Origin of the sequence: Roseateles terrae (genome assembly GCF_014192155.1) — a bacterium.
In the GTDB taxonomy this organism is placed as follows: Bacteria; Pseudomonadota; Gammaproteobacteria; order Burkholderiales; family Burkholderiaceae_C; genus Roseateles; species Roseateles terrae.
In genome coordinates this window covers 107,556-124,680 of record NZ_JACHXO010000005.1, presented here as the reverse complement: position 1 = coordinate 124,680, position 17,125 = coordinate 107,556, and the positions used below count along the sequence as shown (strand labels likewise).

Annotated in this window: 16 protein-coding genes; 7 read left to right on the top strand and 9 right to left on the bottom strand. The window is 67.2% G+C overall.

Annotation, left to right across the window (positions count from 1 at the left end):
• Positions 1-5: 5 nt before the first annotated feature.
• Positions 6-1,505 (bottom strand): sensor histidine kinase, encoded by a 1,500-nt coding sequence (locus FHS28_RS14715; protein ID WP_088451769.1) that lies wholly within the window; start codon positions 1,503-1,505, stop codon positions 6-8.
• Positions 1,502-2,182: a response regulator gene (locus FHS28_RS14710; RefSeq protein ID WP_088452319.1), complete on the bottom strand. Its 681-nt coding sequence runs from the start codon at positions 2,180-2,182 to the stop codon at positions 1,502-1,504. The genes FHS28_RS14715 and FHS28_RS14710 overlap by 4 nt, the downstream gene beginning before the upstream one ends.
• Positions 2,183-2,388: 206 nt before the next feature.
• Here FHS28_RS14710 and FHS28_RS14705 point away from each other — a divergent pair, with 206 nt between their 5' ends.
• From FHS28_RS14705 to FHS28_RS14695, 3 genes are read left to right on the top strand one after another with little or no spacing between them, the layout of a single operon-like run.
• The gene (locus FHS28_RS14705; protein ID WP_184294926.1) at positions 2,389-3,363 is read left to right on the top strand and encodes an alpha/beta hydrolase; all 975 of its coding nucleotides are present in this window, start codon (positions 2,389-2,391) and stop codon (positions 3,361-3,363) included.
• A complete protein-coding gene (locus FHS28_RS14700; protein WP_088451765.1) occupies positions 3,347-3,622 on the top strand; it encodes an acyl carrier protein in 276 nt (91 codons plus the stop codon). The genes FHS28_RS14705 and FHS28_RS14700 overlap by 17 nt, the downstream gene beginning before the upstream one ends.
• A 31-nt stretch (positions 3,623-3,653) precedes the next feature.
• Complete coding sequence (locus tag FHS28_RS14695; protein WP_184294923.1) at positions 3,654-4,883, top strand: beta-ketoacyl-[acyl-carrier-protein] synthase family protein; 1,230 nt, start codon at positions 3,654-3,656, stop codon at positions 4,881-4,883.
• A 93-nt stretch (positions 4,884-4,976) separates the two neighbouring features.
• Here the strand turns inward: FHS28_RS14695 and FHS28_RS14690 are convergent, their stop codons facing one another.
• Together FHS28_RS14690 and FHS28_RS14685 are read right to left on the bottom strand one after the other, a co-directional pair.
• The gene (locus FHS28_RS14690) at positions 4,977-5,597 is read right to left on the bottom strand and encodes a response regulator transcription factor (protein ID WP_088451761.1); all 621 of its coding nucleotides are present in this window, start codon (positions 5,595-5,597) and stop codon (positions 4,977-4,979) included.
• Positions 5,594-7,633 (bottom strand): sensor histidine kinase, encoded by a 2,040-nt coding sequence (locus FHS28_RS14685; RefSeq protein WP_088451759.1) that lies wholly within the window; start codon positions 7,631-7,633, stop codon positions 5,594-5,596. The genes FHS28_RS14690 and FHS28_RS14685 overlap by 4 nt, the downstream gene beginning before the upstream one ends.
• Positions 7,634-7,850: 217 nt before the next feature.
• Here FHS28_RS14685 and FHS28_RS14680 point away from each other — a divergent pair, with 217 nt between their 5' ends.
• The 3 genes from FHS28_RS14680 (at position 7,851) to FHS28_RS14670 (ending at position 10,964) form a co-directional block, all read left to right on the top strand.
• Entirely contained in the window at positions 7,851-8,870 is a 1,020-nt protein-coding gene (locus FHS28_RS14680; RefSeq protein WP_088451757.1) for a TRAP transporter substrate-binding protein, read from the top strand.
• A 136-nt stretch (positions 8,871-9,006) separates the two neighbouring features.
• Entirely contained in the window at positions 9,007-9,639 is a 633-nt protein-coding gene (locus FHS28_RS14675) for a TRAP transporter small permease (RefSeq protein WP_088451755.1), read from the top strand.
• A complete protein-coding gene (locus FHS28_RS14670) occupies positions 9,636-10,964 on the top strand; it encodes a TRAP transporter large permease (RefSeq protein ID WP_088451753.1) in 1,329 nt (442 codons plus the stop codon). The genes FHS28_RS14675 and FHS28_RS14670 overlap by 4 nt, the downstream gene beginning before the upstream one ends.
• 30 nt (positions 10,965-10,994) lie before the next feature.
• Here the strand turns inward: FHS28_RS14670 and FHS28_RS14665 are convergent, their stop codons facing one another.
• Together FHS28_RS14665 and FHS28_RS14660 are read right to left on the bottom strand one after the other, a co-directional pair.
• Complete coding sequence (locus tag FHS28_RS14665) at positions 10,995-11,633, bottom strand: type II TA system antitoxin MqsA family protein (RefSeq protein WP_088451751.1); 639 nt, start codon at positions 11,631-11,633, stop codon at positions 10,995-10,997.
• 22 nt (positions 11,634-11,655) lie between these two features.
• On the bottom strand, positions 11,656-11,973 hold the full coding sequence (locus tag FHS28_RS14660; RefSeq protein ID WP_184294920.1) for a hypothetical protein: 318 nt from the start codon (positions 11,971-11,973) through the stop codon (positions 11,656-11,658).
• Between the two features lie 504 nt (positions 11,974-12,477).
• Here FHS28_RS14660 and FHS28_RS14655 point away from each other — a divergent pair.
• Positions 12,478-13,218: a hypothetical protein gene (locus tag FHS28_RS14655; protein ID WP_184294917.1), complete on the top strand. Its 741-nt coding sequence runs from the start codon at positions 12,478-12,480 to the stop codon at positions 13,216-13,218.
• 8 nt (positions 13,219-13,226) lie between these two features.
• Here the strand turns inward: FHS28_RS14655 and fdhD are convergent, their stop codons facing one another.
• The 3 genes from fdhD to FHS28_RS14640 all read right to left on the bottom strand — a co-directional run bounded on the left by fdhD (position 13,227) and on the right by FHS28_RS14640 (position 16,979).
• Positions 13,227-14,081 (bottom strand): formate dehydrogenase accessory sulfurtransferase FdhD, encoded by an 855-nt coding sequence (fdhD, locus tag FHS28_RS14650; RefSeq protein WP_088451743.1) that lies wholly within the window; start codon positions 14,079-14,081, stop codon positions 13,227-13,229.
• A gap of 164 nt (positions 14,082-14,245) precedes the next feature.
• The gene (locus FHS28_RS14645; RefSeq protein ID WP_246410135.1) at positions 14,246-14,599 is read right to left on the bottom strand and encodes a hypothetical protein; all 354 of its coding nucleotides are present in this window, start codon (positions 14,597-14,599) and stop codon (positions 14,246-14,248) included.
• 19 nt (positions 14,600-14,618) lie between these two features.
• A complete protein-coding gene (locus FHS28_RS14640) occupies positions 14,619-16,979 on the bottom strand; it encodes an FdhF/YdeP family oxidoreductase (RefSeq protein WP_088451741.1) in 2,361 nt (786 codons plus the stop codon).
• Positions 16,980-17,125 lie beyond the last annotated feature (146 nt).

The window sequence follows — 17,125 nt, the reverse complement described above, 5'->3', positions numbered from 1 at the left end:
TCGGCTCAGGCGTCCGCGACGCGCCGTTGCGGCACACTCAACCGCACTCGCAGTCCCTGGCCGGAGGTGGCATCCAGCAGCTCCAGCCGGCCACCATGCCGCTGGGCGATGTCCACTGCAATGGCCAGTCCCAGCCCGCTGCCGGTGGCCTTGGCTTCACTGCCGCGCTGAAAGCGCTGCACCGCGCGGGCGCGGTCCTCCGGCGGGATGCCGGGGCCGTTGTCTTCCACTTCCAGGAATGCCCACGCATCCCGGGAGCCCGTCCGCACGGTGATGCGGGCATCGGTGCCGGCGTAATTCAGGCTGTTGTGCAGCAGGTTCTCCAGCAGCTCCCGCAGCAGGAAGCCTTGACCCAGCACCGGCGCGTCGCTCAGCTCAAAGCCCAGGTCCATGCCGGTTTCCAGGGTGCGCGGCACCCAGTCTTCCGCCACCTGCGCCGCGATGTCGCGCAGGTCCAGCGGCACTTCTCGCTGCTGCGTTTCGGCTTCGGCTCGGGCGATGGACAGCATCTGCTGCGCCAGGCGCGCACTGCGGTCCACTGATTTCTGCAGGCGCTTGAGCAGCGGCTCCACCTGCGGATCATGCGGCTCCAGCAGCGCCAGATCGATTTCGGTGCGCAGCGACGTGAGCGGCGTGCGCAGCTGGTGGGCGGCATTGGCCAGAAAGTCCTGCTGGGCGGATGACGCTCGGCGCAGCCGCTCGAACAGCCGGTTGAAGGCGGCGATCAGCGGGCGCAGTTCCCCCGGCACTTCGGCAGCGAGCGGCTCCAGCCGGGCCAGGTCGCGGCGTTCCAGCTCGGCACTCAGCCGCGCCAGCGGGCGCAGGCCCTGGTGGGTCGCCCACCAGCCGGCCGCCGCCAGCAGCACCGCCATGCCGCCGATCAGCAGGCTGACCACCGCCAGCAGCTGCCGCTGCAGGGCGTCCCGCTTGTGCAGCGTCTCGGCCACCACAATCTGGCAGGACTGGGCAAAGCGGCAGGCCGAGCCCAGCACCGCCACCCGCAGCGCCTCGCCATTGAGCGTGGAAATGGTGAAGTACCACTCCCCCGCCGCGCGGTGCGGCAGCTTCAGGGCCTTGAGTGACGCATCCCCGTGCAGCACGCGGCCGTCCGGATCCAGCACCAGGTAATAGACGCTGTCGGTCCGGTCAAAGCGCAAGGCGCTGTCGGTCGGATCGGAGACATCCACATAGATCTGTCCGTCGCGGTCGTGGATGAGGCTGGCCACCGCCAGCGCGGTGTCGCCCAGCGACTGGTCCAGCCAGGAGATGGCGGTGTCGTGCATCACCCGATAGAGCACGACGCCCGCCACCGGCACCGCCACCAGCACCGGCACCATCAGCCACAGCAGCAGGCGCTGCTTGAGACTGAGCCGGGAGCCTCGTTCGGGCGAGGCGCCCTCGGACGGCGAGGGCTGCGGCGGCGCGGGTTGCAGGGGCGCGGGTTGCAGCGGCGGGGTGGGCATCGGCGCTTGCGGCGGAGACGGCGGCAGCGACCGGTCCGTCATCGGCGCGCGCTCTGCACTTCTTCCAGCAGATAGCCCAGGCCGCGCACCGTGCGCAGCTGCAGGCCCGCCGGTTCGATCTTGGCGCGGAGCCGGGACACGCAGACTTCAATCGCGTTGTCGCTCACGCCCTGCTCCCAGCCGTTGCTGGCCGAGCCGATCTGTTCCTTGGCCACCACCTTGCCGGCGCGGGCCAGCAGGAACCCGAGCACATCCCATTCACGGGCGGACAGGGCCAGCGGCTCTTCCGCCACAAAGGCGCGGCGGGCTTCCAGGTCCATGCGCAGGGAGCCCAGTTGAAGTTCATTGCCGGAGCGCGCCTGGCTGCGGCGCACCAGCGCGCGAGCCCGGGCGATCAGCTCGCTCAGGGCGAAAGGCTTGACCAGATAGTCATCCGCCCCGCCTTCCAGCCCCCGCACCCGGTCTTCCACCGCATCACGGGCGGTGAGCAGCAGCACCGGCACGGTGCTGCCCTGGGCGCGCACCCGGCGCAGGGTCTCGAAGCCGTCGATGCCGGCCAGACCGATATCGAGGATCAACAGGTCATACCGGTCCTCCCGCAAGGACAGCGGCACCGGCTCGCCACGGCCGGTCACATCCACCACCCAGGACTGGGAGCGGAGGGCCCGGGCCGTGGATTCGGCCAGGAATTCATCGTCTTCGACCAACAGGATGCGCATGGTATTGAGCATAAACCCGGTGTCTTGCGCCGATCCGTGGGGAGTCTTGCAGAAACCTGAGGGCAACGGCACGGACAGCTTTCTGCAAGCTAGGCGACAAGTACGCAACAGCGACCCCCGCCAGACTGCAGGCCATGGTTGCTTCTTCCAATTCTCCGCTTTCAGCCGGCGTGTCGTCGGGTGATGTGAACGATGGGTCCCCCGGTATGCCGCCCTCCCCGGCCGCCGGCCCGACGACCGCCGGTCTGAAAGCTGTCGAAGGCCACCGCCCGAGCGTCCTGAAGGACTCGCGGCCGGCCGTCCTGCTGCTGCACGGGCTCTGCGCCAATCCGCTGGAGCTGATGCCGCTGGCCCGCACGCTTCGCACCGCCGGTTATGTCGTCGACGCGCCCGCCCTTGCAGGGTACGGCGTCTCGGCCGAGAAGGACACTGCGGCGTCCTCCGGCGGCCAGGCCCCCGTCACCCGTTTTGAGGACTGGCTGGCCCTGGCACTGAAGCATTTCGACGCGCTGGCCTCCCGCCATGAGCAGGTGATTGTCGGCGGACTGTCGATGGGGTCGGTGCTGGCGCTGGCGGTGTCCCTGCGCCGACCGGTGGCGGCGCAGCTGCTGGTGTCCACCTCCCTGCACTTCGATGGCTGGAACGTCTCGCCGTGGCGCCGCCTGCTGCCGCTGGCCTATGTGCCGCCGCTGCGCCAATGGCTGTCCTTCCGGGAACGCGAACCTTACGGCATCAAGAACGAGCGTCTGCGCGCCTGGGTGGCGCAGGCCATGGTCTCGGACCACGTCTCCGCCGCCGGCGCCGACAGTCTGTCCGCCGCCTCGCTCTACCAGGCCAGCCGGATGATCCGCTTCGTGCGGGCCGGCCTGCCGCAGATCCAGGCCCCGACGCTGATCCTGCATGCCAGCGAGGACGACGTCAGCGGCCCCCGCTCGGTCCAGGAGCTGCAAAGCCGCCTGGGCACCCGTGCGGACCAGATCGAGATCCATTGGTTCCATCACAGCTATCACATGCTGACGCTGGACAACGAGCGCACCGCCGTGGCCCATGCGGCCCGCGATTTCCTTCTGAACCGGGTGCCAGTGGCTGCAGGTCTGCAGCCCCACCCGCTCGCTTCCCCAACCCCTTTGGCGCATCGCCACCATTCCACCGAGGAGACTTTCCATGAGCAACACGCTTGAATCCCTGCGCCAACTGGCCTGCCGTGAACTCGGCCTGCAGGACGGCGAACTCGACAGTCAGGCCACCTTCGCCGATCTCGGTCTGGATTCCCTGATGCTGGTGGATTTCATGTTCGCGGTGGAAGACCACTACCTGATCCAGATCGATCACGATGCCGCGATGAAGACTCCCACCCTGGCCGGCCTGGCCACGCTGGTGGACGAACTGTTGGCCGCCAAGCCGGCAGACGCCGCGCACGGCGCAGCCGTGGCGGCCTGAGATCAGAATCACCGTCGGCAGGACCATGGTCATGAGCGGAGAAGAGATATGGATCACCGGCATCGGCGCCTGCAGTGCGCTCGGCCCGGATGTGGAGTCCCTCGCCGACGCCCTGGAATCGGGACGATCCGGCGTGCGGCTGCACGCGGGCGATCCGTCGCGCGGGCTGATGCCTTTTGCGGCGGCCTCGATCGAGACCCCGCTCGGCCAGGAGATGCCGCCGGCCCAGCGCAACCTCTACGACCGGCACAGCCTGATGGCGCTGCAGGCCTGCGAACAGGCGTGGGGACAGGCGGGCCTGCCGACCCTTGCGCAACAGCCGGACCGGTCGGCGGTGGCCTGGGGGACTGGGCTGGGCGGCTCCAACGCCTTGCAGCAGTCCTATACGGAGGTGCTGACGAAACCGACGCCGCGGGTGCATCCCTACACGGTGGTGCGGGTGATGAGCAACTCGGCGGCCTCGCATCTGGCGATGCGCTATCAGCTGCGGGCCGCGATGCTGAACGTCTCCAACGCCTGCGCCTCGTCGGCCCAGGCGCTGGGCGAAGCGCTGCTGATGATGCGGCAGGGCCGGGCCGATGTGGTGCTGGCGGGCGGCTCGGAAGCGATGCTGAATTTGGGCTCGGTGATGGCCTGGCAGGCCATGGGCGTGATGGCGCCGCCGGATGCGGACGACCCGTCCCAGAGCTGCCGTCCCTTCGACGACCAGCGTCGTGGACTGGTGCTGGGCGAAGGTGCGGCGGCGCTGGTGCTGGAGACGGCGTCCCACGCCCGCGCACGCGGCGCGTCGGCGCTTGCCGTGCTGGCCGGTTATGGGCATAGCGTGGATGCGGTGCATCTGTCGCGTCCGGATGCGGATGGGCAGGAACGCGCGCTGCGCGCCGCCCTGGCCGATGCGGGACTGAGGCCGGACCAGATCGGGTATGTGAACGCTCATGGCACCGCGACCGAAGTGGGTGATGCGGTGGAGGCGGAAAGCCTGGCGCGGGTGTTCGGTCCGCGCGGCGTGCCGGTCAGTGCCACCAAGGCGCTGCATGGCCACCTGATCGGCGCGGGCGGTGCGCTGGAGCTGGTCGCTTGTGTCCAGGCCCTGCGTCGCGGCCGGCTGCCGGTCAGCGCCCATGTACGCAGCAGCCCGCTGCGCGAGATCACCGATCTCATCGAGGGCTCGCCGCGGGAGCTGGCACCGGGACGGGCCATCGTGTCCAACTCGTTTGCCTTTGGCGGGAGCAATGTGTCCCTGGTGGTGCGAGGCGTCTGACACGTACTGGAACGGGCACTGAAGAGGCCCTTGCTGCGTCCCTTCACTTCAGGCCACCTCACGCCGCCTCACGCCACCTCGCGTCAGGCCACATCACTTCAGCTCGAAGCGCTCCAGCAGCGTCGCCAGTTCCGCCGCGGAGCGCAGCCCCAGCTTGGTGAAGGCACGCGCACGGTGCACTTCGACCGTGCGGATGGCGATGCCCAGTTCATCCGCCACCTGCTTGTTCAGTTTGCCGGCGGCCACCCTCAGCGCCACCTCGCGCTCGCGGTCGGTCAGGCTGGCCAGGCGTCCGGCCGCATCGGCATGCGCGACCGCTTCACGATGACGGTGGGTGTCCAGCGCCAAGGCCCGCTGCACCTTGTTCACCAGCGCCTGGTCATTGAACGGCTTCTCGACAAAGTCGATCGCGCCCTTCTGCATGGCATCGACGGCCATCGGAATGTCCCCGTGTCCGCTCAGGAAGATGACCGGCAGCTTCACGCCCCGGCGCATCAGTTCGTCCTGCACCTGCAGACCGGACAGCGGCTCCATCCGCACGTCCAGCACGATGCAGCCCATCGGGTCCGGCTCCTTGTCCAACGCCGCGAGCAACTCGGGGCCGCTGGCATGGGTGCTCACTTTCAGGCCGTGAGAGCGCATCAGGAAGGCCAGTGCGTCGCGCACGGCAGCTTCGTCGTCCACCAGGTGCACGGTGGAGGCCAGGTCCGTCATTGTGGATTCTCCTGTCGCGTGTCGCGATTTGCTTCTTGAGCGGTCGCGGTGGCCGTGGGGGTGGCCGTGGGGGTGGCCGTGGAGGTGAGCGTGGAAATGGCCCCAGGGGCGGCCGTGGGAATGGAGGCAGCCCGCAGCGCCGACACCTCCGCCAGCGGCACGGTGAAGCTCAGGCGCGCACCCCCCAGGTCACTCAGGCCCGCCTCCATGCCGCCATGATGGGCCTCGATCACCGAGCGGCAGATCGCCAGTCCCATGCCCATGCCCTCGGGTTTGGTCGAATAGAAGGCCGTCGTCAGCTGCTCGATGCCGCGGCCCTGCAGCCCCGGTCCGTTGTCGTCCACATCCACCCGCATGAAGCGCTGGCCCACCAGCGCCGCGCTGATTCGGATATGCGGCCGTTGACCCGGCGTCGGGCGTGCCAGCAGTTCATCGGCGGCATTGCGGATCAGGTTGATCAGCACCTGCTCGATCAGCACGGCATCCGCATTCACGGCCGGCAGGTCGGCGGGTAGCGCCGGCTCCACCCGCAGGCTGCGCAGGTCGCGCTTGAGCAGCGCCAGCACGCGCGCGACGATGTCCGCCATGGCGCACACCTCCGGCTGAGGGGCGCGCCGCGTCAGGAAGGCACGGATGCGCTGCACGATGCGCCCGGCCTCCGCCGCCTGCTCGCCGAGGCGCCGCAGCGCTTCCATCACCATGTCGTCGGGCGGACCACTGCGCTCCAGGATGCGCAGGGCACCCGCGTTGTAGCCGGTGATGGCCGCCAGCGGCTGGTTCAGCTGATGGGCCAGCGCGGAGGCCACCTCGCCCAGGGTGCTCAACCGCGCCTGATGGGCCAGAGCTTCGGTCTGACGGCGCTCCCGCTCCTCCGCCAGCTTGCGGGCGCTGATGTCGACAATGGAGCCCATCCAGCCGATCTGGCGCCCGGCGGCGTCCACCAGCGGCGCTTCAAAAATCATCACCTCGACGATGCGTCCGTCGCTGCGCAGCCAGCGGGCTTCATAGCCTTCCCGCGGCGCACCGCCGGCCATGTTGCGGCGATGGCGGCGCAGGCTGTCCTCCATGTCGTCGGGCAGCCAGTACGGCATCGGTGGCAGGCTGCCCAGCAGCTCCTCCGCGCTGTAGCCCACCAGGTCGCAGAAGGCGCGATTGACGTGGGTCACCCGTCCTTCCAGGTCCCGCCCGCGCAAGCCGACGGTCAGTGAATCTTCCACCGCCCGGCGCCAGGCGGCTTCGGTGCGCGCCTCGCCTTCCGCGCGCCGCACTTCGCGCATCTGGCGTCGCAGCATCACGCTGGCCAGGGCCGAGAGCACGATGAAGACGCCCATCAGCGGACCGGCCAGGGTGGTCCACCACGGCACATGTTTCTCGCGGGTGTTGAGCTCCAGCCACGTCTCGCGCATGGCCGGATCCATGCTGATGCGATAGGTTTGGGTGCCGGCAGGAATCTCGTCGCTGCCGGTCTGCGCCAGCCGCTGGCCCAGGGCATCCACCAGGCGGACGTCGTATTTCTGGGCCAGCCACCATGGCAGGGTCTGGCGCAGCAGTGCGGTCGGTGCGAAGCGGACGATCAAACGGCCACCGCCAGGGCGGTCCGCACTCCAGTGGGCGGTCACCCCGCCGTCGTCGAGGCTTACGCCGGTGCGCTCGCGGGGCGGCGCCACCTGCGGCACGAAATGCGGCACATGGGCCACCACCCGGTTGTTGGCGTCCAGGACCGTCACGCCGACCCACAGACGGCGCAGGCCTTCCGCCACGTCGGGATGATTCAGCAGGGACTGGTCGTCCACCCGGGCGGGCAGCTGCAAGCCGAGGCGGTCCACCACCGCATGTTCGGCGGTCAGCCAGTCGCTGATGCGGGCCTCCAGGGTGAGCGTGTCGGCAATCAGCGTGAGCCGCTCTTCTTCGAGGTCGCGGGCGTCGCTGTGGCGCAGCCATCCCGCCACCGACCCCGCGAAGGCGAGCGCCAGCAGCAGCGGCAGCGCCCAGCTGGCGCGCCGCAGCATGTCGGATCCGGGAACAACGATGCGCATGCCCGCAGTCTAGAGCCGCGAGCGCGGTCACAGCGGGCGATTGGCGGTGATCCGGATCTTGAAAGCCGCTGGATGTGGAAGTCCACAACTGGGCGGCGACGGCCGGGGTTTTCACAATCCGCCGCATGCAGGTGAGGTCGGGGACGTCCGTCCCGCTCCCTTCCCGAGACGGCCACCGCCTGTGACCACAAGATCAGAAGTCCATCAGGAGACATTCATGTCCGCTGCCTTCCCCCGCCGCCTGTTGCTGTCCGCCGCTGTGGCGATTGCCGGCCTGTCCACCGGTCTGGGTGCCTTCGCCCAGGCGCCCATCGTGATCAAGCTGAGCCACGTGGTGGCGCCGGACACGCCCAAGGGCAAGGGCGCGCAGCGCTTCAAGGAACTGGTGGAAGAGCGCAGCAAGGGCCGCCTGAAGGTGGAGGTCTATCCGAACAGCCAGCTCTACAAGGACAAGGAAGAGCTGGAAGCCCTGCAGCTCGGCTCGGTGCAGATGCTGGCGCCGTCTCTGGCCAAGTTCGGTCCGCTGGGTGTGAAGGAGTTCGAGGTCTTTGACCTGCCCTTCCTCTTCAAGGATGACGCGTCCTTCCGCAACACCACCCAGACCCTGGGCATGGAACTGTTCAAGAAGCTGGAGCCCAAGGGCATCAAGGGCCTGGCTTTCTGGGACAACGGCTTCCACATCATGAGCGCCAACAAGCCGCTGCACCATGTGGCGGACTTCAAGGGTCTGAAGATGCGCATCCAGAGCTCCAAGGTGCTGGACGCACAAATGCGGGCGCTGGGCGCGATCCCGCAGGTGATGGCCTTCTCCGAGCTCTACCAGGCCCTGCAGTCGGGCGTGGTGGATGGCACCGAAGGCGTGCCGTCCAACTTCTACACCCAGAAGACCTACGAAGTGCAGAAGCACACGACGCTCAGCAACCACGGTCATCTGGCCTACGCGCTGATCATCAACAAGAAGTTCTATGACGGCCTGCCGGCCGATCTGCGCGGCGTGGTGGACAGCAGCGTCAAGGACGCGACCGTCTATGCCAATGCCATCGCGGCCACCGAGAACCAGCAGGCGCTCGAGAAGATCCGCGCCAGCGGCAAGACCACCATCTACACGCTGACGCCGGCGGAAACCAACGAATGGAAGTCGGCGCTGATGTCGGTGCACCGTGACATGGAAGGCCGCGTCGGCAAGGCCACCATCGAAGCGGCGTACAAGGCGGCCGGCTTCGTCAAGCCGCAATAAAGCGGCCCTCACTCACCTCGACACCTGAACGCCGCCAGCGGCGGACGGACTTCCAGCGGGAGCTCAGGGGGAAGGCTTGGCCTTTTCTCTGCACGCCTGCGTCGTCCGCCACTGCCCGCGGTCTGGGGGACTTCTCATGAAATGGCTGGATCGATTGGAGGAGAGCTTGATCAGCCTCCTCATGGCGGCGGCGACGCTGGTGATCGCGATGGCAGTGCTGCATCGCTTTCTCGCGGGCGTGCCGGTGCTGCAGGACTGGATCATCCGCATCGACGTCAGCTGGGCGCAGGAGCTGTGCATCTACATGTTTGTGTGGATGGCCAAGTTCGGCGCGGCTTACGGCGTGCGGGCGGGCACCCACGTCGGCGTGGACGTGATCGTGCGCAAGCTCAAGCCCGAGCATGCGAAATACCTGGTGATCTTCAGCCTGCTGGCCGGTGCGGTGTTCACCGCCACCATCGGCACGCTGGGCGCCACCTTCGTCTGGGAGAACGGTGCCCACTATGCCTTCCTGCATGCGCTGGGTCGTGACCCCGGGGAGATCCCGGAAGGGCCGACCTCGCCGGACATGGAGATCCCCACCTGGATCGCCTACGCCTGCGTGCCGCTGGGCAGCTACCTGATGTGCTTCCGATTCCTGCAGGTGTGCTGGCACTTCATCCGCACCGGCGACGTGCCGCATGCGGACCACGGTCATGTGGAAGGCATTGAAGACAACCCCTCGCCGGCCACGCCGACGGCCCTGGCCCAGGAGGAGCTGCGTCCATGAACACCCTGATCATCTTTTCGCTGCTGGTGCTGCTGATGCTCACCGGCATGCCGATCTCCATCTCGCTGGGCCTGACGGTCCTGACCTATCTCTTCACGATGACGCAGGTGCCGATTGAATCGGTGGCCCTGAAGCTGTTCACCGGCATCGAGAAGTTCGAGATCATGGCGGTGCCCTTCTTCATCCTGGCGGGCAACTTCCTGACCCACGGCGGGGTGGCGAGACGGATCATCCACTTCGCCACCACGATGATCGGCCACTGGTTCGGCGGCCTTGGGCTGGCGGGTGTGCTGGCCTGCGCCATGTTCGCCGCCATCTCCGGTTCGTCGGTGGCGACGGTGGTGGCGGTGGGCTCGATCATCCTGCCGGCAATGACCAATCAGGGGTATCCGAAGCAGTTCGGGGCGGGGGTGATCACCACGTCAGGCGCGCTGGGCATCCTGTTCCCGCCGTCGATCAACCTGGTGATGTTCTCCATTGCGACGGCCGGCATGTCGGCCACCGGTCCGAATGGCGAGTCGGTGGGCACGGCGTCGGTGGGTCAGCTCTTCATGGCGGGTGTGGTGCCGGGTCTGGTGCTGTCGCTGCTGCTGGGCGTGACGACCTGGTACCGGGCCAAGAAGTTCGACTATCCCCGGATGCCCAAGGCCAGCTGGGCGGAGCGCTTCAAGGCCTTCCGCGACAGCTTCTGGGGCCTGATGCTGATCGTGGTGGTGATCGGCGGCATCTACAGCGGCAAGTTCACGCCGACGGAAGCGGCGGCGGTGGCGGCGGTCTATGCCTTCATCATTTCGGTGTTCGTCTACAAGGACATGGGGCTGAAGGATGTGCCGCGGGTGCTGCTGAAGGCGGCGGCCATGAGCTCGATGTTGCTCTACATCATCACGAATGCGGTGCTGTTCAGCTTCCTGATGGCGTCGGAGCAGATTCCGCAGACGATGGCGGCGTGGATGTCGGCGCAGGGCTTCGGTCTGGTGGTGTTCCTGCTGCTGGTCAACCTGATCCTGCTGGGTGCGGGCAACTTCATGGATCCGGCGGCCATCGTGCTCATCATGGCGCCGATCCTGTTCCCGGTGGCCGCGAAGCTGGGGGTGGACCCGGTGCACCTGGGCATCCTGATGGCGGTGAACATGGAGGTGGGGCTGTGCCATCCGCCGGTGGGGCTGAACCTGTACGTGGCCTCCGGCATCACGAAGATGGGCATCACTGAGCTGACCGTGGCCGTCTGGCCCTGGCTGCTGACGATGCTGGGCTTCCTGCTGGTGGTGACCTACTGGCCGGGACTGTCGCTGGCGCTGCCGAGGTTGCTGGGCTTGGTGGGCTGACGCGCCAGACCTCCGGACCTCCAGAGCTCTTCACCTTGCAGCAGGCGCCTTCTGGCGCCTGTTCGCTTTGGTGGCGCCGATGTTGGAGGCTTTGGCGGATCGGAGCGGGCCGGTGCGCTGTTCCATCAGTTCCAGGAACTGAACAGTCGGTCGCGGCAGCGAAGTCTTGGGCCTGCGGCTGGTTGCCAGCGACACCTGCTCACGCTCACGCTCGTCCGCACATCGAGCCTCCCACAACGGGATCTCGACACCCGATTCGTCGGCAAGCTCCTTCAACAGCGCCGGATGGCGCATGGCGGCGCGAATCAGTTTGGTGGTGCTTTCGTCGGGATAAGACTTCTCGGACTCGTACCGAGAAAACGCGATGATGCCCTTGCCGAAGAGGCGAGATGCCGCCTGCTGTGTCAGGCCGTATTTCCGCCGGAATGCGAAGATCTCTTCGCCCAGCAGGTAAAGCCCGTAATGCGCTTTTCGGGCGGCCCGCCGTCGAAGGTTTTCGTCCATCTGCGAGGGCAGGACGGTCTCCTTCCCGCACTGGTCGCAGCGGGCTGCCAACTGGGTGATGACCACGCCGTCCGTGCCGGGCGGTGCATAGGTCTGCATGCGTTCGATGGGCTGCATCGAACCCTTGCGGCACGAACGACAGGCAGCAGCGATCGGGTTAGTCATGGGGTACTCCTGAACTCAAAGGCTAAGACCGGAGCCGGAAGCGCCCCAGGTGACACTGAATCAACACCAGGAAGAACTCGCCAGCTTCATTCATCGAGAACTTCACATAGAACTCAAGCCCTTGGGCTGTGCGGCGAAAGTTCCTGTGTTCGTCCACGCGAACCTTGTAGGCATCGCAGGGCCAAAGCGCACCTTCCGAATCCGCACACCACTGGGCGTTGACGAAATCGCCGCCCTGGCTGCGTGTGCCCGGACGAAGCGCCAGCAGCAGGTCGCGGAGTTGGCGCCCCGTCGTCCAGTTCAGCTTGCTCAATTCATCCCAGCAGGCGTTGGTGGCCACCCAGCACTGCTGGTCATCCGACAGGTCCAACTTGCCCGAGCGCAATCGCGCCTGTAGCGCAGGAAGATCGAACAAGGGGCCCCAGCCTTGCAACAGACGTCCGCGACCCTCATGGAGAGGCAGGTCTGATGGGTCACACATCCAAAGCGACGGCACGATTTTATCACCAGCATAAATTCAACCGAATCCCTAATAGCTGCATCTACGCGCATTACCGGCTTGCAACCCAAGCGATCGACGCGAACTTCGATGTCTCTCGAGAAGGCATCCGGAGGTCGTTCAGGGTGCTTGCCGGCGTAGTGCCAACGCCGTCCGCTTCGTTCGCCGCCGAGACGGCCGATGTGTTTCAAGACTTGTCACCGCCGCTCGGGGTCTTCCCCATCTACCGGTGATTTCACCTAGGCCGAAGCGCCACGACTTCAGGCCGCCTTCAGCCTGCGCCGTCACGCTCCCATCCCACAAGTCATGGTTTGGGGAGGCCCTATGGCCAAGGTGGATGGCAGCATGACCGGGCGCACGTGGCAACGCGTGGGATGCTTGACGGCGCTGTGCGTCGTCACCTCGTCGTGTTGGGCGCTGGAGATCAGCGCCGCAGCGGGCAGCGTCGGTGCAACGCCGACGGCGACCACCGCCGTCACCCTGGCGATGGTCGGACCGGCGACCGTGGCGATGGTGGCGCCCGCGAACGTGGCCCGGGACGCCGCGAACGGCACCATCGGTGCAAACACGGCGAACACGGTGAACAGCGCTGCCAATGCCTTGAACCCATCCGCCAAGGTGTCGGGCACGGGTACGGGCGCAGGAACAGCGACAGGAACAGGCGCGGCAGCAGACCTCACGCCTTTGCCGGTGCCGCCCTCCTCCGCCGAAGCTGCGCCGGCATCGTCCCCGTCCGCCAGCTGGCTGAGCCTGCGTCCGCATCTGTCGATGCGGCTTCCCATGAGCGCCCAGGATTGGCGCTCGGCCGCCGCCGCCACCGAATCCCGGTTCAAGTCCCTCTCACTCCCGGAGATCAAGCTCGTTGAGCTCCCGCGCGAACCCTCAGTGATCGGCCCGCCACCCAAGCGCGCCCACCACGCGATCAGCGTCGGCATGGAAGCGCCGAAGCAGTTCCTGCGCAGCATGGGTCTGGAAGCTACCGAGTGCGCCACGCGCTTTCGCCTGCCCTCCAAGCTCGGCAAGAGCCAGAACGGCGACACCACATTTGAGGTCTCGGCCCATCTGGGCCTGGGCTGCAAGTTCTGAGCGCAGCCTCAGCTGTAGAGCGTCGCCCGCCCTTCGCGGACAAAACCGGCCAGCGTGAGGCCGCAGGCCTGGGCCGTGCGGATGGCCAGATGCGTCGGCGCTGACACCGCCGCCAGCAGTGAGATGCCCGCGCCGGCTGCCTTCTGCACCATCTCGAAACTCGCCCGGCTGGTCACCGCTGCAAAGCCTTGCGCCGTGTCCACCTGCGCGCGCGCGAGCGCGCCCACCAGCTTGTCCAGCGCGTTGTGACGGCCAACGTCCTCCCGGACCATCAGCACCTCGCCCGCCGGACTGCACCATGCCGCCGCATGAATGCCGCCGCTGCGCTGCTGCAGCGGCTGCGCTTCCGACAGCTCCCGCATCGCGCGGGACAAGACGGGGATCAACTGATCCCGCGCCACCGCCAGCGGCGCCAGCGGCCGGCTGGGTGGACGGAACACCTGATCCAGGCTGTCGGTGCCGCACAGGCCGCAGCCGGTCCGGCCCGCCAGTGTGCGACGACGTTCCTTGAGCATCAGCTCACACCGCGCCGTCACCCGGAGCTGCAGCGCCACCCCTTGCGGCCGGGTATGCACCTCCACGTCCAGCAGGTCCGCCGGCGATCCGATCAAGTTCTCGCTCAGCGAGAACCCGAGCGCGAAGTCCTCCAGGTCCAGCGGGGTCGCCAGCATCACCGCATGGGACAGTCCGTTGTACTCCAGCGCAATGGGCACCTCTTCCGCCACCCATTCCTCGTCGCCTCGGGCCGGACCGCCGAGGCGGGTCGGCCGAACGCTGACCAGCGCGGCGGGCAGAGGCGCGTCGGCGTCGTCCAGCGCGCAGGCCCCGGGCTCGGGATGCGCCTGCCCAGCGTCGGCGGGCATAGGGGACGAGGCCGGCCTCGGCACGGGCGATGAGACAGGCGATGACATCGGCGATGGCACTGGCGAAGAGGTAAGCGATGAGGCGTGGGATGACACGGACGATGGCACCGGTTTCGCCTCCGGCAATGACACCGGAGCAGGAGCAGGCGGGGAAGCAGAACGGCTCATGGCGACGAATGATCCCACTGTTCGGGATCCCCTCGTCCGGCCGCTGTCATGCTGGCCATCCAGCGACCGTCCTCCTCCAGCACCAGCCGCACCCATCCGGGGCCGGCGGTGTCTCCCACCCGCGCATCACTGAGCAGGGTGAAGAGACGCAGCAGCACGCTCACCCGCAGGCCGGTGCGTTTGGCCAGGCGCGGCAGGGACACGCCCTTGCCACCATCGAGCTCCGCCAGGGCCTGCAGGGCGAGCCGGGCCTGGGTTTCGAAGGCGGCGCCTTCGGCAGGCTCGGTCTCGAGCCCACTCTCCGGCCCGCTCTCCAGCTCGGTCGCCGGCAAGGTCGTCGACTCGGTCATCGGCACACCAGCAGTCGCCTCAAACTCCGACCGAAGCACCTTCCACCGAACGCGCCTGTTCCTGGGGAATCGGCGTGTCCTGCGGACGCAGCGTCAGCACCACCGGAATCGACTTGGACGTGGGCGTGCCCGCGCCGATCGACACGCTGGACAGCGGCACCAGGCTGTTGGTCTCCGGGAAGTAGCTGGCCAGGCAGCCGCGCGGGATGTCGTACTCGATCAGCACGAACTTCTCCGCCCGACGTTCCTGACCGTCGCTGTAGACACTGGTGATGTCCACCCATTCACCGGCCTTCATGCCGATGGCCTTGAGGTCCTCCGGATGGATGAAGACCACGCGGCGGTGGCCCCACACGCCGCGATAGCGGTCGTCCATGCCGTAGATGGTGGTGTTGTACTGATCGTGCGAGCGCACGGTGGCCAGGTTGAACACCACCGTCTTGTGCTCGCGAAGACGCTCGCGCGCCTGATGCACCGGCGTGTCGGTGGGCAGGGCAAACGGAATGAAGGTGGCCTTGCCGGCCGGCGTCGCCCACACCCGCTCGCTGGCGGTGTTGCGCAGCCGGAAGCCGCCGGGCGTCTTGATCTTCTCGTTGAAGCCCTTGAAGTCGTCGAAGACTTCCTCGATCTTGTCGCGGATGCGGCTGTAGTCCTCCACCATCCACAGCCACGGCGTCTTGCTGTGCTTGAGCGTGGCGGCCGCCATCCGGGCGACGATCATCGGCTCGGACAGCAGATGCTCCGAGGCGGGCGCATTCATGCCGCTGGAGATGTGCACCATGCTCATCGAGTCTTCCACCGTCACGCCCTGCGGGCCGCCGGCCTGCATGTCGATCTCGGTGCGGCCCAGGCAGGGCAGCACCAGGGCGTGCTTGCCATGAATCGTGTGGCTGCGGTTGAACTTGGTGGTGACATGCACCGTCAGCTCGGTGCTGCGCAGCGCCTTCCAGGTGGCCAGCGTATCGGGCGTGGCCGATGCGAAGTTGCCGCCCAGGGCGATGAACACCTTGGCCTTGCCGTCCAGCATTGCCTGGATGGCCTCCACGGTGCCATAGCCATGTTGGCGCGGCGGCTCGAAGCCGAAGACCTGACCGAGGCGGTCCAGGAAAGCCGGGGCCGGCTTTTCATAGATGCCCATGGTGCGGTCGCCCTGCACATTGCTATGACCGCGCACCGGGCAGGCGCCCGCGCCTTCACGACCCAGATTGCCGCGCAGCATCAGCAGCGCCGCAATATGCTGGATGGTGGCCACCGAATACTGGTGCTGGGTGATGCCCATGCCCCAGCAGATGATGACGCGCTTGGCGTCGGCGTAGAGATCGCCGGCGGCGCACAGCTGCTCCTGCGACAGGCCGGATTCCGCTTCCAGCGTCTCCCAGTCTTCGTCGCGGATGCTCTGGGCAAAGGCTTCGAAGCCGGCGGTGTGCTGCTCGATGAAGGGTACGTCCAGCACGCGTTCGCGGCCTTCGGCCACGGCGGCATCGTCCAGCTCCAGCACCCGCTTGCACAGGCCCTTCATCACGGCCATGTCGCCGCCAATGCGCAGCTGGAAGTAGTGGGACGAAATCGGGGTGCTGCCCAGCGTCGCCATCTCCATCTTGTTCTGCGGATCGGCAAAACGCTCCAGGCCGCGCTCACGCAGCGGATTGAAGCTGACGATCTTGCAACCGCGCTTGGACGCTTCGCGCAGTTCACCCAGCATGCGCGGGTGGTTGGTCCCGGGGTTCTGGCCGAACACAAAGATGGCGTCGGCCTTCTCGAAGTCGTGCAGCGTGACCGTGCCCTTGCCGATGCCGATCGTCGGCTTCAGGCCCTGGCCGCTGGGCTCGTGGCACATGTTCGAGCAGTCGGGGAAGTTGTTGGTGCCGAATTCGCGCACGAACAGCTGATACAGGAAGGCCGCTTCATTGCTGGCCCGTCCCGAGGTGTAGAACAGCGCTTCATTGGGATCGGCCAGCGCATTGAGCTTGCTGGCAATCAGTTCGAAGGCGGCATCCCAGGTGGTGCGCTGATAGGTGTCGCTGACCGGGTCATACATCATGGGCTCGGTGATGCGGCCCATGTTTTCCAGGTCGTAATCGGACTGCTCGGCCAGCCAGCTCACCGTGTGGGCGCTCAGCACTTCCGGCGTCGCGCGCTTGGCGGTGGCTTCCGCGGAGATGGCTTTGGCGCCGTTCTCGCAGAACTCGAAGGTGGAGCGGTGGTCGCGGTCGGGCCAGGCGCAGCCCGGGCAGTCGAAGCCGTCCGGCTGATTGGCCGACAGTAGCGTCTTGGCGCCCTTCACCGCAATGCCCTGCTCCTGCAGGTGCTTGGCGACGCTGCGCAGCGCGCCCCAGCCACCGGCGGGGCCCTTGTAGAAGTGGATCTTTTGTTCGCTCATCCGGTCCTCGGCTCTGGCGTCAGTGACGTTCGGCCGCCCGCAATGGAAGCGTCCGAACGAAGCTCGCCCCGGGGCGCCGATGACAGGCCGCCGACGGGGCGAGGCTGAGAATAAAGGCGAACGCGACAGCGCGCTCGCCTGGGGTC

Coding starts and splice junctions, on each gene's coding strand:
- FHS28_RS14710 (WP_088452319.1), bottom strand. CDS start 2,182: ATGCGCATCCTGTTGGTCGAAGACGATGAATTCCTGGCCGAATCCACG.
- FHS28_RS14640 (WP_088451741.1), bottom strand. CDS start 16,979: ATGAGCGAACAAAAGATCCACTTCTACAAGGGCCCCGCCGGTGGCTGG.
- FHS28_RS14680 (WP_088451757.1), top strand. CDS start 7,851: ATGTCCGCTGCCTTCCCCCGCCGCCTGTTGCTGTCCGCCGCTGTGGCG.
- FHS28_RS14665 (WP_088451751.1), bottom strand. CDS start 11,633: ATGACTAACCCGATCGCTGCTGCCTGTCGTTCGTGCCGCAAGGGTTCG.
- FHS28_RS14675 (WP_088451755.1), top strand. CDS start 9,007: ATGAAATGGCTGGATCGATTGGAGGAGAGCTTGATCAGCCTCCTCATG.
- FHS28_RS14695 (WP_184294923.1), top strand. CDS start 3,654: ATGAGCGGAGAAGAGATATGGATCACCGGCATCGGCGCCTGCAGTGCG.
- FHS28_RS14705 (WP_184294926.1), top strand. CDS start 2,389: ATGCCGCCCTCCCCGGCCGCCGGCCCGACGACCGCCGGTCTGAAAGCT.
- FHS28_RS14715 (WP_088451769.1), bottom strand. CDS start 1,505: ATGACGGACCGGTCGCTGCCGCCGTCTCCGCCGCAAGCGCCGATGCCC.
- FHS28_RS14645 (WP_246410135.1), bottom strand. CDS start 14,599: ATGACCGAGTCGACGACCTTGCCGGCGACCGAGCTGGAGAGCGGGCCG.
- FHS28_RS14690 (WP_088451761.1), bottom strand. CDS start 5,597: ATGACGGACCTGGCCTCCACCGTGCACCTGGTGGACGACGAAGCTGCC.
- FHS28_RS14655 (WP_184294917.1), top strand. CDS start 12,478: ATGACCGGGCGCACGTGGCAACGCGTGGGATGCTTGACGGCGCTGTGC.
- FHS28_RS14700 (WP_088451765.1), top strand. CDS start 3,347: ATGAGCAACACGCTTGAATCCCTGCGCCAACTGGCCTGCCGTGAACTC.
- FHS28_RS14685 (WP_088451759.1), bottom strand. CDS start 7,633: ATGCGCATCGTTGTTCCCGGATCCGACATGCTGCGGCGCGCCAGCTGG.
- fdhD (WP_088451743.1), bottom strand. CDS start 14,081: ATGCCCGCCGACGCTGGGCAGGCGCATCCCGAGCCCGGGGCCTGCGCG.
- FHS28_RS14670 (WP_088451753.1), top strand. CDS start 9,636: ATGAACACCCTGATCATCTTTTCGCTGCTGGTGCTGCTGATGCTCACC.